This is a genomic window from Pseudomonas sp. NY15354, from assembly GCF_048068075.1.
In the GTDB taxonomy this organism is placed as follows: domain Bacteria; phylum Pseudomonadota; class Gammaproteobacteria; order Pseudomonadales; family Pseudomonadaceae; genus Aquipseudomonas; species Aquipseudomonas guariconensis_C.
Window position 1 is genome coordinate 1 of the sequence record NZ_JBLUPV010000039.1, and the last position, 14290, is coordinate 14290.

At 63.3% G+C, this 14290-nt stretch carries 9 protein-coding genes; 3 read left to right on the top strand and 6 right to left on the bottom strand.

The window, feature by feature from the left end; all coding sequences use genetic code 11:
• Positions 1 to 240 precede the first annotated feature (240 nt).
• Positions 241 to 1584 (bottom strand): OprD family porin, encoded by a 1344-nt coding sequence (locus ACNFCH_RS23755; protein WP_337160308.1) that lies wholly within the window; start codon positions 1582 to 1584, stop codon positions 241 to 243.
• Positions 1585 to 1814: 230 nt separating this feature from the next.
• Here ACNFCH_RS23755 and ACNFCH_RS23760 point away from each other — a divergent pair, with 230 nt between their 5' ends.
• Positions 1815 to 2138, top strand: coding sequence for a DUF2790 domain-containing protein (locus ACNFCH_RS23760; protein ID WP_337160307.1), 324 nt, complete (start codon positions 1815 to 1817; stop codon positions 2136 to 2138).
• A gap of 144 nt (positions 2139 to 2282) precedes the next feature.
• Here ACNFCH_RS23760 and ACNFCH_RS23765 read toward each other — a convergent pair whose 3' ends face one another.
• On the bottom strand, positions 2283 to 3437 hold the full coding sequence (locus tag ACNFCH_RS23765; protein WP_337160306.1) for a GGDEF domain-containing protein: 1155 nt from the start codon (positions 3435 to 3437) through the stop codon (positions 2283 to 2285).
• A gap of 267 nt (positions 3438 to 3704) precedes the next feature.
• Between ACNFCH_RS23765 and ACNFCH_RS23770 the strand changes: the two genes are divergently transcribed.
• Entirely contained in the window at positions 3705 to 4046 is a 342-nt protein-coding gene (locus ACNFCH_RS23770) for a hypothetical protein (RefSeq protein ID WP_337160305.1), read from the top strand.
• A gap of 9 nt (positions 4047 to 4055) precedes the next feature.
• On the opposite strand, the gene ACNFCH_RS23775 is transcribed toward ACNFCH_RS23770, so the two are convergent.
• On the bottom strand, positions 4056 to 4940 hold the full coding sequence (locus ACNFCH_RS23775) for a LysR family transcriptional regulator (RefSeq protein ID WP_337160304.1): 885 nt from the start codon (positions 4938 to 4940) through the stop codon (positions 4056 to 4058).
• Positions 4941 to 5051: 111 nt separating this feature from the next.
• Between ACNFCH_RS23775 and ACNFCH_RS23780 the strand changes: the two genes are divergently transcribed.
• Entirely contained in the window at positions 5052 to 6005 is a 954-nt protein-coding gene (locus ACNFCH_RS23780) for a DMT family transporter (RefSeq protein WP_337160322.1), read from the top strand.
• Between the two features lie 89 nt (positions 6006 to 6094).
• On the opposite strand, the gene ACNFCH_RS23785 is transcribed toward ACNFCH_RS23780, so the two are convergent.
• The 3 genes from ACNFCH_RS23785 to ACNFCH_RS23795 all read right to left on the bottom strand — a co-directional run bounded on the left by ACNFCH_RS23785 (position 6095) and on the right by ACNFCH_RS23795 (position 13919).
• Positions 6095 to 6658, bottom strand: a complete 564-nt coding sequence (locus ACNFCH_RS23785) for a DUF4174 domain-containing protein (RefSeq protein WP_337160303.1) — start codon at positions 6656 to 6658, stop codon at positions 6095 to 6097.
• Between the two features lie 271 nt (positions 6659 to 6929).
• Positions 6930 to 11483 carry an NEL-type E3 ubiquitin ligase domain-containing protein gene (locus tag ACNFCH_RS23790; RefSeq protein WP_337160302.1) on the bottom strand — a complete coding sequence of 1518 codons (4554 nt, stop codon included), beginning with the start codon at positions 11481 to 11483 and terminating at the stop codon, positions 6930 to 6932.
• Positions 11484 to 11558: 75 nt separating this feature from the next.
• The gene (locus ACNFCH_RS23795; RefSeq protein ID WP_337160321.1) at positions 11559 to 13919 is read right to left on the bottom strand and encodes a DNA polymerase II; all 2361 of its coding nucleotides are present in this window, start codon (positions 13917 to 13919) and stop codon (positions 11559 to 11561) included.
• Positions 13920 to 14290: the final 371 nt, after the last annotated feature.

Here is a 14290-nt window from a genome sequence, read left to right on the forward strand (position 1 = left end):
TATTAATATCGTGCACAAGAACGCCGGTTTGTAGATGTGTTTGCTCGCACGAACATCATCCATCAAACCGGCGTTCTTGTTTCTGTCTTTCCCGGGATTCCGTGAAGAACCGAAAAAAAGCCCCGGCGGCAAATGCTCGTCGGTCGCCTTCAGGGCCGACTGACGAGCATTCGCACATCCGGGGCGCAAAGGTATTCACCTCAACCAAAGGACCACGCAGGTGAATACAGAGAATGGATTTCAGAGAATCGACAGTGGGTACTCGACGATCAAGCGCACCTCCTCCAGGTCAGACTCGAAGGCCGTGGCCCGGGTCGTGGCCTGGCGCACACGCAGCGACAAGTCCTTGGCGGCGCCAGTCTGCACCACGTACTTGACCTCGATGTCGCGCTCCCAGCGTTTCTGGTCGGTCAGCGGGTTGCCGTCTGCGTCGCGACGCATGTAGAAGGCGTTGGCGTTGGAATAGTCGGCGTCGGTGCCCTTGGCGTAACGGGTCATGAAGGAGAGCCCGGGCACGCCATAAGCCGCCATGTTCAGGTCGTAGCGCAGCATCCAGGAACGCTCCTTGGGCGAGTTGAAGTCGCTGTACTGGATGGAGTTGTCGAGGAAGATCGAATCGGACTGGCGCAGGTAATCGAAGTCATCATCGCCCTGGTTGCGCTGATGGCTCAGCGCCAAGGTATGGGCGCCGTAGCGCACGCCAAGCTTGGCGCTCCAGATATCGTTGTCGAACGCGCCCAACCGCTGGCGCCCCTCATCGACCGCCTTGTAGTAGTTGAACCCACCGATCAATGCCAGGTCGCTGTTCAGCGGCCAGGTCACGCTGGTGCCGGCGTAGTACTGGTTCCAGACATCCTTCAGGCGGCTGCCAAACAGGCTCACGGTGACGTTCTCGTTGACCGCATAGTCGCCCCCACCATAGGCGATCCACGGCGAATCCACCGAGCCGCCATAGAACGTCACGAAGTTTTCCCGCAGGTCGCTGGACATCGGCTGGCTCATCGCATGCAAGCGCCCAGCTTGCAGCGTGAGGTCCTTGATGCTGGTGTTCTCCAGGGTCAGGCCGCGAAAGCTTTCGGGCAGCAGGCGCGAATCGCCGGCAGCCACCACCGGGTTGGCCGGAAACACATCCCCTACCCGCGCCACGGTATCGAACAACCGAACCTTGGCCGCCCCGCCGAGCTTGGTGTATTCATCGCGCGCCTGGCCATCCCGGTCCACCGGTAGTACGTCGAAGGAGCTGCGCCCGCCATTACGCCCGTCACCGGTGTCGAGCTTGAGCCCGACCATGGCGAAGGCGTCCAGGCCAAAACCCACCGTACCCTGGGTGAAGCCAGACTCGAAACGCGTGATCACGGCATGGGCCCAGGCTTCGGAATAGCCGTTGGTATCACCCTTGGCGCTGTTGTAGGTGGGGGCTGCGCTGTCGCGGTTGTCACGATTGAAATAGAAATTGCGGTTGAGCACGTTCAGGCGGCTGCCTTCGATAAAGCCATCGGCCAGGTCATCATCGGCCAGGGCCAGCGGTGCGGCGCTCGATACAGCGAGCGATGCAACCAGGGCGAGAGAGGGTCTGTTTCGCATCTGCAGGTCCTTCGAGTTGGGCAATTATTGTTATGAGCGCCCACATTGCGGACGCGCCCATAGGGTTGCCGTTCGAAGATAACGAGGAGGTGATCGCAGGATTACACTTGTGTCATGCAACCACAGGCGTTGCCGCTGCCTTGCCAAATTGTAAATCTGCCGTCATGCCTGCGTTGGCTGGCCGTCGTTAGGGTGGATGTCGAACCCATCCCCTCTGCAGGTAACGACCCATGAAAACGCTCGCCATCAGCTGTGCGGCACTGCTGCTTTCGCTGAGCGCCCAAGCCAGTACCCACTCCCAAGACCGCGTCCAGCAATCGTTGGCCGAACACCAGCGCGTGATCGCGGACTATGCCGCCAAACGCGCCAAGCCGATGCCGGACATCGAGGACTACCGGTATGACATGAAGCTGGACATCGCCAAGGTCGTGCGCCAGTCCAAGGACCCTTGGACCTGCAACGTCATCCCGCGCCTGATGACCTTCGAGGACAGCCAAGGGCGCTTGCAGACGATCCGCTATTCGGTGCAGTCCCAATGCATCAACAACAAGTAGCGCTAAGCTCTGTACGAAATATATCCGCACTCGCCCATACTGCGTTGAAACGGAGCTCGGAATGCTCATGTACGCCAGTACACTGCGCTTCCTCGCTCCGTTTCGCCTTGTCTGGCCGTCGCGCGAACACATTTCGTACAGACCTTAGCTTCGCGTGCGATCGACCAAGCGGATGCTGTCACGCCCGCCCCGCTTGGACTCGTACAGCGCAACGTCACCCTGCTCTATCAGGGCCGCCAGGTCGGCAGGCGCCTGGTCGAACAGATTGGCGCCGATGCTGAGGGTGACCGCGGCGGGCGTGGCGAAGGTCTGCGCGGTGAGCCGATGGAACTGCTCGCGCAAGGCGTTTCCCAGCGCTTCGACTTTTTCACGGGTCGCATTGCCCAGCAGGATGACGAACTCATCGCCGCCCAGCCGGGCGGCCAAGGCACTGGCCGGGGTCAACCCACGAATCATCTCGCCCAGAGCAACGAGCAGGCGATCACCGGCGGTATGACCGTGCAGGTCGTTGACCATCTTGAAATTGTCGATATCGATCAGCAGCAGCGCACCGGGGCGGTCCACCGCCACGTCCTCGAGCAGGCGCGGGGCGCGCGCCTCCAGGGCCCGCCGGTTGTACAGTGCGGTCAAGGGATCACGCGCCGCCAACCGGGCGATCTGCCGTTCGCGTCGGTGGCGTTCGGTACCGGTCATGGACAAGGCGATGAGCATGATTGCCATGGTCCCCTCGACCAGCGATACCTGGATGATCGCGCCACGAAAAACCGTCAGGTCGATCAACGTGCCCGGCACCAACGGGGGCACCATCTTGACCAGATAGAAGATGCCGTGGGCCAACAGCACGTAACGCAGCTGCACCGCCCCCACGCGCAGCGACTTGCCATGGGGACGCAGCAGCACACAGGCCCACAGGGTGGGCAAGGCCACCAGCAGCGAGTTGGCCAGCAGCATCACCTTCGACCACTGCGGGCCTTCCGGCAGCAGCAACAGCATCAGCCAAAGCGCGGGCATCAGGTACCAGCCACGGGAGAGCCGCGTCTCGGTAAACCGCGACACGCCCACCAAAAAGAACCAATGCGCCAGCACCAGCAAGCCATTGGCGAACCACACCCCGATGAGCATCAGGCCGCTGACGCGCAGCAAGGCCAATGTCGAGCCGACGCTGATGGTGGCGAACCCAGCCGCCCAGAACAACAGCGACGTGGCGCGCACGGTGCGCCACTCGATCGCCAGGTACAAAGCAGCGGCCGCCGCGAGGGCAATGCTGATGGTCAACAGCGTAAGGGGGTCTAATGCCATGGGCGGACAAGCCTGAATGATTCGTTTGAATGGCGTGGGGTGTAAGCGTTCGAGTGACTTTTTCGCAGCTCGCGCATCGGCCGGATTGCCCATGGATAAAGGCTTGCGAGCGTTTTCCAGGTCCAATCGACCACAAAAGAGTCACAACGACTTCACCAAGGCATGTCGAAATGACATCAATCCATTTTCCGACCCTGATTCAGCTGGCCTGCGCAGTGGCACGAAACGTGATGGATGACAGTTCTCAACTGCCTTGCGAGCACTGTCATGAAAACAACATGCCTGATCATCGGCCTTGCAATCGCCTTGCCATTGCAGGCCGCCGAAGTCATTTCCGAAAGCCCGGACAACACCGCAGGCTATGGCGCCGGTGGCGTCACGGGCCTGATGGTCGGCGCCGCGCTGGGCGGCCCATTCGGCGCGCTGGCCGGCGCCGCAATAGGAGCCTTTGGCGGCGCGGCAGTCCAGGAAGGCACCGGCCATAGCGAACAGGCCTACCTGGTTCGTCGGGAGGATGGTTCGACCGAGCGGTTCCGTTCCCCCATGGCATCGTTCCAGCCAGGTGACTCGGTGCAGGTCCAGGGCATCCGCCTGGCCCCGGCCCACTGATACCCCAGGTCACTGCGTCGAGAGGTAGCTGACCAGTTGCCGGCCATGGGAGCTCAGGCGCTCCCAGTCGCGAAAACAGATGCGCAGCTCCAGGGTGGCCCAACGCTCCTCCAGGACCACCCTGCGCACCGCCAGCTCCTGCTCGGCGCGCACGGCGGCGGTTTCCGGCAGCATGGCGATACCTGCGCGCTGGGCCACCAATTGGGCGATGGCCTCGAAGCTCGGCGCACGGACACGCACTTTCAGGGGCATGGCCAGGTTCATCGCCAGCTCCTCGACGAAGCGCTGCATCGCACGCTCTGCCGGCAAACACACGAACGGGTAACCCAAAGCATCGGCCAGGCGCAGTTGCTCGCGTCCGGCCAGGGGATGATCCGCAGGCACCAGCATCACCAAGCGCTCGTTGCGAAACGGCAGCGAGACGATGCCATCGTTGATCAGGTTGCCGTCATAGACACCGATTTCGCATTCGTCGGCCAGCACCACGCGCAATACATCGATGCTCTTGTGCTCGACCAGTTGCAGGTCGACCTCGGGGTAGTCGGCCAGAAACGGCCCGAGCACCGCCGGCAGCAGCGTGCTGTTGCTTACCGTGGACGCCGCCAGGTGCAGCGTGATGCGCCGCTGGCCAGCCAACTCCTTCAACGTGTCCTGCAGCTTTTGCGCTTCGCCCAGCACACCACGGGCGGCCTCCAGTACCAGGCGGCCAGCGGGGGTCAGTTGCATACCGTCGGCTTTACGCACGAACAGGGCAAAGCCACAGCGCGACTCGAACAGCCGCAGACGGGTGCTGGCGGCCGACACTGCCACCGGGATGGCCGCAGCCGCCTTGCTCAGGCTGCCGGTGGCGGCAATGGTAGCCAACAGGCGTAGGTCGGGCAGGTCGAAGTGCATGCTCGAGGCGTTCTCCAAAAGCGAAAGCGATGTTCGATAAAAAGCGATTCTAGCCACATCGCGTTCTGTACAGAATAAGGCCTGCCTTCAATTGCCGTGGACTTTGCCATGATGCGTTTGCACCTTCGCCTTCAGATTGCGATCCAGAACGGCGGTCTCTATGCCGTGCTGGCGGCCTTGGGATTCAGCTTCAAGGCCATCTTCGTCAAGCTGGCCTATGCCGCAGGTCCGGTGGATGCCATCACCTTGTTGGCCATGCGCATGGGCCTGGCGCTGCCGCTGTTCGCTTGGCTGGCCTGGCTCAGCCGTGGTCAGTCGGGTACGAAGCTGGGCCTTGGGGATGGCCTGCGCGTGGCGGGACTTGGCCTGTTGGGCTACTACCTGGCAAGCCTGTTCGATTTCTATGGCCTGCAGTACATCAGTGCCGGGCTCGAGCGGCTGATCCTGTTCACCTACCCCACGCTCGTGCTGGTGTTCCAGGCCATCGCCCTGCGCGAGCGCCCTACCCTGCGGACCCTGACGGCCATGGGCCTGTGCTATCTGGGCCTGGGCATCGCGTTCGTGCACGACGTCAGCGTGGCCGGGGTCGGCGAGCAGGTGGTGCTGGGGTCGTTGTGGGTGGTGGCCAGTGCGGTGAGCTACGCGCTCTATTACTCGGGCACCGGCATCATGCTCAAGCGCATGGGTTCGATGCGCCTGGCCGGTCTGTGCGGCATCGCCTCGTCATTGATGGTGCTGGCGCACTACCTGCTGGTGGCCGACATCGACCAGTTGTGGCAGCAGCCACTGGCGATCTGGGTGCACGCGGGGCTGATGGCGGTGTTTTCCACGGTCCTGCCGATCTACTGGGTGGCGTTGGCCATCCAGCGCCTGGGGCCCACCCATACCGCGGCAGTGGGCAATCTGGGGCCGGTGCTGACGATGCTGGCGTCGTGGGCGATCCTCAGCGAGCAGATTTCGGGGTATCAGTTGCTGGGCTTGGCGCTGGTGCTGTACGGCGTGACGCGCCTGAAGCCTGCGAAGAAGCAGGACGCTTCGGCGCAGCCCAAGCAGGCCGAAGCTTAGTGTGATGGGAAATGAGGCTGGATGGCGTTGAGGCGATGCGCAGGATCACAGACTAGGGTTCAGACCCTCTGGCACCTAGTCTATGCCGATCAGTCCTCCAACGGCTTGGGCGGCGCCGCCGGCTTGGCGGGTTTGGCCGGCTTGCTGTCCTTGCCCTTGGACTTGGGCTCGGCAGGCGTGGAGGCGGCCACCGGCTCCGGCGCGCTGACGGCCTTCTCGCTGGCCGGCAGCTCATCCACCGCCTTGATGATCACCTGCGGATCGATCTTCTCGCCGCTGTCGTCATCCTTGAGTACATGCCGCTCGCCATCCTTGCCCACCAGGATCACCTTGGTGCCCTTGCTGGCGCCGAGCTTGAGCTCGCGAATCAAGGCCATGGTGGTCTGCTGTTCGAGGTTCTTGTCCTCGCGCTTGCCCATCATGTTGGCCACGCTGTACAGCACCAGGCTGCGCTCCTTGAAGGCAGCCTGGGTGGCCGGGTCCTGGAGAGCCTCGTTCAAGCCGCGCAACGTCGGGTCGGCACTACTGGGGGCGATGATGACCAAGGGCCTTGCCTTGCCCAGTTCCTTGGCCAGCGGAGCATCACTGTCCGCGGCAAACACAGGGCCTGCGAGGACAAGCAGAGTGGCGAGGGTCAGTGACCGGACGAGCATGCGCATCTCCTTACTTCTCGATAATTCAAAGACTACAGATCATGGAGAAAGATCCGACGTGCGAGCCTAAACCACCTCACAAGCCAGGTGACAAGGCGAAAGGTAACTGGCCATTACCAGCAACGCGTCAAACCAGGCTTGCGACTTCTGCAGAAAACGCCGCCCCCCGAACTGAGCATAGTCCAAAGCCACCCCGGCAGCGCGGCACCTGCAGGCGCTGGCAACACCCACGAAGGGCTGCAGCGCAGCCCACCATTTGGCAATGCATGTTTCAACGAACATCGATACTGGCATCGGCCGGGGCCGTGTCCAGCGCCCGGTTGGTCAGGACACGCATCTCGTATCGCTCATCAGCCTTCTGCAATGTCTGGGTCTGCTCCATCTTGGCTTCGATCTGTTTCACCTGTCGTTGCAGCGCCTGGGCCGACACCCCCTGCGCCTGGGCATCGCGCTGCGTCAACGCATCCCGTTGTGCCGTCAGTCGCTCGAGCTGCTGATGATGCCGCGCGTTGCATTGGTCGAAATGCGCACGATTGACCACCAACACATGTTCGCGCCAGAAATCCTGATCCACCATCCAACTGACCAATGCCTCCTGCTGTTCTGCGGCGCGTACTTGGGTGCGGATTCGGTCCACCCGTGCCGGATCCAAGTGGGCATACTCAGGGAACGCCATTTCGCTCGCCGCGATGGGCAAATCCAGTGAGCCACGCAACGCCTGTCGATAGCCCAGCATCACCTCCACCTCATCAAGCGGGGTACCGCTGTCGGCCTGGGCCCGCAGAAAGCTGAAGACATGATGCTCGACCTGGGCCAGGCGCCACAGCCGCCGCCCCAGCCCAAGCAATGCCTGCGTCGTGGCGCCCTCCTCGGTGCCAGCCTGGGCCTTGGCCTGGATCGCCAACATCCGCACCTCGAGGTTGGTAAAACGCAGTGCCACGCTGTCCTGGCAGGTCAGGTCATCGTCGGCATGGGTGAACAACTCCGCCCTCAGATCAGTCTGCTCGTGCATGTTCTGCAGCATGTCCAGCACACGCGAGGCCAGTACCTTCGGTTGCTGTTGGAAGTCCGCGGTATCGAGCAGCCTGCGCAGGAGCGTCATCATCCCACCCGAGCCCTCGACAGCCTCGATCGAGTGCCACAGCTCGAGCATCCGGTCCCGGTCGGGGCCTGCAGCGGCGCCACTCCAGGCCGCGGCATGGGTATTGGCGCCTCGGACCGACTGGAACGCCACACGCAAGGCCTGCACATCGTCCTCGGCCAGCGGATTGCCCATCAACAACACGCGATGCCTGAGCCACAATGGCGCCTGGTGGAATATCGGCGGAATCCGACTGATTCGATTGTCGCTCAGGTCCGCATAGTCCAAGTCCGCGCACTCCAGCAATCCAGTGGGCAGCACATCGATGAAGGTATTGCGCAGGAGCAATCGCCTGAGCCTGGCGAAGCCGCTGACGGAAAACGAGCGACCCAGCGGATTGTGCGACAGGTTGAGGTACTCCAGGCGTGAGCAGCGGGTCAGTTCCGAGACCTGAACGTCATCCAGGACGATCCGGTTGTCGTACAGGTTCAGCTCGCGCAGGCGCGGCAGCTGGTGCAGGCGTGCCGGCAGCCGGGAAAGCCGGTTGCCGCTGATGCGCAGTATCCGAAGGTTGGGAAACGCCTGCAGGAAATACTCCGGCACATGCCCCAGATCCATGTCCAGAATCGCCAACTCATAAACATGGGAGAAACTTCGGGTAGGCAACGGCGGCAAGGTCCCCGGCCTCAGGCCGTTGAGCTCCAACCGATACTCCGTCACCAGCGGGTTGAGTTGCGGACTGTCGTCGGTGACGCGTTTCCAGCACGCCAGCAATTGCGCCATGACCCTCCTGCGATCTGACCTTGCCAACAGCGCGGTGGTAGCGGCAAGCCAGGTATTGAGCGACTGCTCCAGGGTTTGCAGCTCATGGCGAAGCTGACGAATCTCGACCGCCATCTCCCGGCCGGCGCGTTGCATCGCCACTTGCCAGGCGCTGACCTGAGCGTCGGTGTAGGTGGGATAGATCCGCCGCAGTTCCACCTGGATCATCCAAGGCCCCCTTCGGCTTCGGCTGTTGCCGGGTAGCCGCCCACTCAAGGGGTAGCCGAGCCGGCCATCGTCCTGGCGCAGCGGGGCCAGCCAGCGACCCTTGCCTTGCCCTTTGCTCAACAGGTCCCTGACTTCATCGGGCCGATCGATAGCCTGGCGGGCCAGCAGCACGCGCAGGTTATGGGCAAAGGGATCGGCGATGTCCATTGCCGCTTGCTGGCCTTCGAGGGCCGTGGCCATCGCGTCGAACAGCTCACGCGGCTCGCCCAGCAGGTTCGTTTGCGGGTCGACCACCAGGAACTTGCCATCGACGTGTATCAGGTCGCAGGCTGTGGCGCCCTCTTCGCTCGCCACGAGCAAGGGCCCGGTCACAGTGCCCTCGAGCAAGCGCAAGCGGATACCCGTGCTAGCACCGGGCAAGTGCCTGAGCATGCCGATGGCTACCTTGGCGACATCAGCGTTTTGCGGCGTGTCCAGGTACAGCGCTTCATAGGCGCGCGTGACACGCAATTTGCGCACGCTCGTCCTGGACGATTCAGCCAGTTGCAGCGGCACACGCCCACTGTCGAGCAGGCGTTGGCGGTCCGTGGTCGTCGCCGCATCCACCACCTCTTGCGCCGCACGCCAGTGCAGGCTGGGAAACACGCGCCGCAACATCGTACTGGCGAGGCTCTCGTCGCTGGGCATGTGCTCGTAGAGATCCTGCAGCAAATCCCGCCGGGCCTGCCATACCACCTCGGCCAATGCTTGATCTGGCAGTTGCGCCGCGCCGGGAAGGCGCTGAGCGCCCTGCAAGGCGAAGGCATCCTCCACCTGCTGCCCCGAGCGCAGCCGCTTGACCATGTCGCGGATGCGCTGATCCAGATGGGCGCGGACCGTGCTGTCCAGCAACCCGGCATCCGGCGCCCGGCCATACACGTGCAAGCCCCGCAGATCATCCGCCCCCAGCCCATGGAAGCTCAGGACCCAGCCGATCCGCTCATCATCGAGTTCGCGAAAGTGCCCACCCAGGCGACGGAACAGGTAATGGACATCGTCCCAGCGGGCCGGCTGCTCGCACCACAATCGCCAAGCGCCAGCACCGTTGTGTCGCAGCAGCGGCCCGTGCCCGGCCTGGGGCAGCAGTTGCCATGGTCCATCCTGGGTTCGCTGGCGAACGCCATAGTAGTGCCCGTCCATTTCGATCCACGCCTGCTCCCCCCGTCGGAAGATGCCGGCTGCGTCACTCGTCGCGTTCGAGGGAGGTGCTTCGCTGCGAAAGGCCGTGATGTCTTGGTCCCAAAGCTTTGTCGAGCCGTCCTCCAGATGGGCCGGTAGCAGGTTGTCCACCACGCTCGAGCGCGTCGTCAGTGTCTTGACCCCATCGACAGCCGCAGTGGTCGCGCCGGCCACGGCCAGTGCGGTGGCGACATTGAGCAGGTGCTCGCCAGCCAAGCGGGTGTGGTTGTCCTGCCAGGCCTCGATGCCGTGATAGACCTCATCGAGCACTTGCCAGGCGCTGACGGCCAGAAGTACCTCGCCAAGGACCGGCACGAACAGGCCCGCCGCAGACAACAATGCCTGGCCTTCGGCGGCCAGGCGCTCGTCATGCTCGCGCTGCAGCGCACGGTCCAGCTCGGCCACCGGCGCCACGATCATCTTCGCGTCGTCTTTGATCTGCTCGATGCGCGCATTGGCCAGGCCTGGAAAAAACGGCGTGGCATAGGGCTCGAGGCTTTCATCCAGGCTGATGTTGGCCCAGATTGCCAGGTCCTCGTACGCCGGGACCACGATTGAATAGAAGCCATGGCTGTCGCGCCTGCGCACGAAGCGGCGAAAGAACGTCTGGTATGCCTGGCTGCGCAGGCGCCTGCCCAGTTCGTTGGCGAGCTTGCGCAGGCTGGAGAATGCACTCCAGGCTCCGTTGGGGTCGCCAGGCACATAGAGCAGCAACCGTCCCTCGTTGGGCGATTCATCGATGACCACGATCTGCTGCAGGTCGCACTCCAATAGGCTCAGGCGCTGCGGCTTCACGGGGGAAGCCTTGTCTTGCGGTTGATCCTTCGCGCACAGTTTGGCGATCAATGCCAGCTCTTGCTCGTTCAGTCCGGCGCTGTAACGGGCCTTGTAGGCATCGAGCAGCATGGCATGACGGCTCCAGTCAGCCAGCAAGGACGGGACGGTCCACGCCGGTTTGTCATCTGTCACAGGCCCGTTCAGCACCTGGTCCAGATGCTGTTGATACGCGCTGCCCAGATCCAACTCACGACACAGCGTGGCAAACTCGGTTGCAGACGGCGCCTTGATCCTGCCCTGCCTGGCACTGGTCAGGCGATTGCCGCGCGGTTGCCCGTCCGCTTTGGTCTGCTCGACCGTGAAATTGCGCACCGCTGCCTCCAGCAGTGAATGCTTGTCGTACTGCAGCTTGGTGAGGTGAGCACCGACGGGCTGGGCGTTGATCACAGGCTCCGGGTGCCCGCCGATAAAGCTCCATTGATGAAGGTTGAACTGAGCCGAGTAACGCGTTCGCAAGGCTGCCTGCAGCTTGGATCTGACGAAGTCGTCCAGCGCGTCGATCCGCGCCAGCACGCGCTTGAGGTCCGAACGCAGCGCGATGCTTTCGCCCATTGCCTCACCGAGCAGTCGCAGTTGCTGGGGCGTTGCTGACTTCATCCACTGCGGTAGGCGTTCGGCGATGAAGCCGTCCTGAAAGGCGCGCTCCGCTTGCAGTAGCGCTGTTTCGTTCACGCCTTGGCTGTCTTGCTCGCCGTCCATGTCCATCTCCTGGTTGTCTGGGAGCGACGAGGCTAGGCGCCTGGTTTGGCATGTGGACGCTAGATAGCTACTACCTCAGAACAGCAGCAGTTGCCGATCGGTCAATGTGCCGAAGTCATCACCGACGAAGGGCAGGATCGCGTCGGCCACCGGCTGCAATTGACGTGACAGGTAGTGCTCGTGATCGATTGGCGAGTGCTGGTTTTCCAAAGGTTCGGGACCGGCCGTGGTGATGACATAGCTGATCCAGCCGCCGTTCTGGTATTGCTGCGGTCGCCCCAAGCGGCTGTTGTACTCATCGGCCAGGCGCGCGGCGCGTACATGAGGGGGCACATTGCGCTGGTAATCGGCCAGGGGGCGCCGCAGGCGTTTGCGATAGATCAGTAACGTATCCTGCTCCCCAGCCAGGGTGCGGCGCACGAAATCGCGCACATAGTCCCGATAAGGCTGGCCGCGGAAAATACGCCCATAGAGTTCCTGCTGGAACTGCCGCGCCAGCGGTGACCAATCGGTGCGCACCGACTCCAGGCCCTTGTAGACCATTTCCTCCTGACCCTCGGCGCGGCGTACCAGGCCGGCGTAGCGCTTCTTGCTGCCCTCGTCGGTGCCACGGATGGTCGGCATGAGAAAGCGCCGGTAATGGGTTTCGAACTGCAATTCCAGGGCACTGTCCAGGCCCAGGGTGGCCTTCAGGTGCTGGCGCCACCAGTGGTTCACCTCGTTCACCAGCTCGCACCCGATACGCGCGGCGGCCTCCTCGCTGTGCGCGCCCTTGAGCCAGACGAACGTTGAATCGGTGTCGCCATAGATCACATCGAAGCCACGGGCTTCGATCAGCGCTCGGGTCTGACGCATGATCTGGTGGCCGCGCATCGTGATCGACGACGCCAACCGGGGGTCGAAGAACCGGCAGCCGCTGGAGCCCAGCACGCCGTAGAAGGCGTTCATGATGATCTTCAGCGCCTGAGACAACGGCGCATTGCCGGCGCGCTTGGCCGCCTCCCTGCCCTGCCAGACTCGCTCGACGATCGCCGGCAGACTATGCCGGGTACGGGAAAACCGCGCACCACGAAAACCCTCGACCGAATGCGCGTCGTCCGGCTGAGCCAGGCCCTCGACCAGCCCCACCGGATCAATCAGGAATGTGCGGATGATCGAGGGATACAGGCTCTTGTAATCGAGCACCAGCACCGAGTCATACAACCCCGGGCGCGAGTCCATGACAAAGCCGCCAGGGCTGGCCTCATCCGGGCGACTGCCCAGGTTCGGCGCCACATAGCCCTGCCGGTGCATGGGGGGGATGTACAGATGACAGAACGCCGCCACCGAGCCGCCACTGCGGTCGACCGGCAAGCCGGTGACCGTGGCGCGTTCCAGGAGGAATTCCAGCAGCCGGGTGTGGGCGAAGATGCGCGTGACCAGCTCGCAGTCCTTGAGGTTATAGCGCGCAAGCGCGGGCTTGTCCTCAGCGAACATGCGGTTGATTTCGTCCATGCGCTGGTAGGGCGAGTCGATGGCCTTGCCTTCGCCCAACAGGGTCTGGGCGACGCTCTCGAGGCTGAACGAAGGAAAGCTCCAGGTGGCCGAGCGCAGCGATTCGATGCCGTCGATCAACAGCCGGCCCGGGGCATCGGCGAACACGTGGTTGCGGCTGCCATGGCTGCGCAAGGTCAGGGGCGCGCCGTTGCGCCCCAGGGCCAGCGGCACCTGCAGGCGCGTGGCATGTTCATGCAACAGGCGCAGGTCGAACTGTATCAGGCTCCAGCCGATGATCGCGTCAGGGTCATGGCGGGCGAACCATTGGTTCAGGCGTTCGAGCAACTGGGCGCGGTCATCGCAATATTCGAGATCGAAGTCCACGGCGCTGGCATCGCCGTTGGCCTGGCCGAGCATGTAGACCTGGCGCTGGCCACAGCCTTCCAGGGCGATGCTGTAGAGCTCGCCGCGCTCGCTGGTCTCGATGTCCAGCGACACCAGGCGCAGCGCCGGGCGGTAGTCAGGATCGGGTTTGAGGTGGGCATCGCAGATCACGCCCTGGGCATCGGCCTGGCCGCTGAACAGCACCGGGGCGGTGATGAAGCGCTCCATCAGGTAACGCTCCGGTGGACGGATGTCCGCCTCGAAAACGTCGATGCCCGCGCCGCGCAGGCGCTGGTCGAGCTGCATCAGTTGGCGATGCTGGCGGCAGTACAGGCCCAGTACCGGGCGCTGGTCGAAATCGCGCAACCCCAAGGGCCGCAATTCCACACCCTGCTCGGCCCCCAGCAGCGCCCGAACCCGCTCGGCCTGCTCGGCCGCAACGAAGGCCACCGACACCTGCGGCGCCAGGCGCAACTGCCGCGGCCCCTGGTCGGTAGCCAGCCAGAACTCCACGCAGGTGCCTTCGGGCGTGTCATGCCAATGGCGGGTGAGGACAAAGCCCTGCTGCAACTGCACTGCGTCGACCTCGATGATGTTCGTTGGCAAAGCGTCATTCTACCGCGCCGGGAGCGACTGTCTTGCGTGGTGTCCACTTACCTAGGCGCCGCTGGACTCCGGCGTTTCAGATAAACGGCCCCTGCAGGCGCAGCGGCGCCGTTGAGAGCACCGTGCAAGCCGCAGTCTTGTGTCGTTTGTACAGGCCAATTCGCGGGTAAACCCGCTCCCACAGGTACTGCGGTGCTCTTGAGGACACCGCGGTCCTTGTGGGAGGTTCTGCGGTGCTTTTGAGGACACCGCGGTCCTTGTGAGAGGTTCTGCGGTGCTCTTGAGGACACCGCGGTCCTTGTGGGAGCGGGTTTACCCGCGAAACAGGCGACGCGATGGCT

Excerpts from the sequence above, each read along its gene's own strand:
- ACNFCH_RS23755 (WP_337160308.1), bottom strand. The coding sequence starts at position 1,584 with ATGCGAAACAGACCCTCTCTCGCCCTGGTTGCATCGCTCGCTGTATCG.
- ACNFCH_RS23760 (WP_337160307.1), top strand. The coding sequence starts at position 1,815 with ATGAAAACGCTCGCCATCAGCTGTGCGGCACTGCTGCTTTCGCTGAGC.
- ACNFCH_RS23765 (WP_337160306.1), bottom strand. The coding sequence starts at position 3,437 with ATGGCATTAGACCCCCTTACGCTGTTGACCATCAGCATTGCCCTCGCG.
- ACNFCH_RS23770 (WP_337160305.1), top strand. The coding sequence starts at position 3,705 with ATGAAAACAACATGCCTGATCATCGGCCTTGCAATCGCCTTGCCATTG.
- ACNFCH_RS23775 (WP_337160304.1), bottom strand. The coding sequence starts at position 4,940 with ATGCACTTCGACCTGCCCGACCTACGCCTGTTGGCTACCATTGCCGCC.
- ACNFCH_RS23780 (WP_337160322.1), top strand. The coding sequence starts at position 5,052 with ATGCGTTTGCACCTTCGCCTTCAGATTGCGATCCAGAACGGCGGTCTC.
- ACNFCH_RS23785 (WP_337160303.1), bottom strand. The coding sequence starts at position 6,658 with ATGCTCGTCCGGTCACTGACCCTCGCCACTCTGCTTGTCCTCGCAGGC.
- ACNFCH_RS23790 (WP_337160302.1), bottom strand. The coding sequence starts at position 11,483 with ATGGACGGCGAGCAAGACAGCCAAGGCGTGAACGAAACAGCGCTACTG.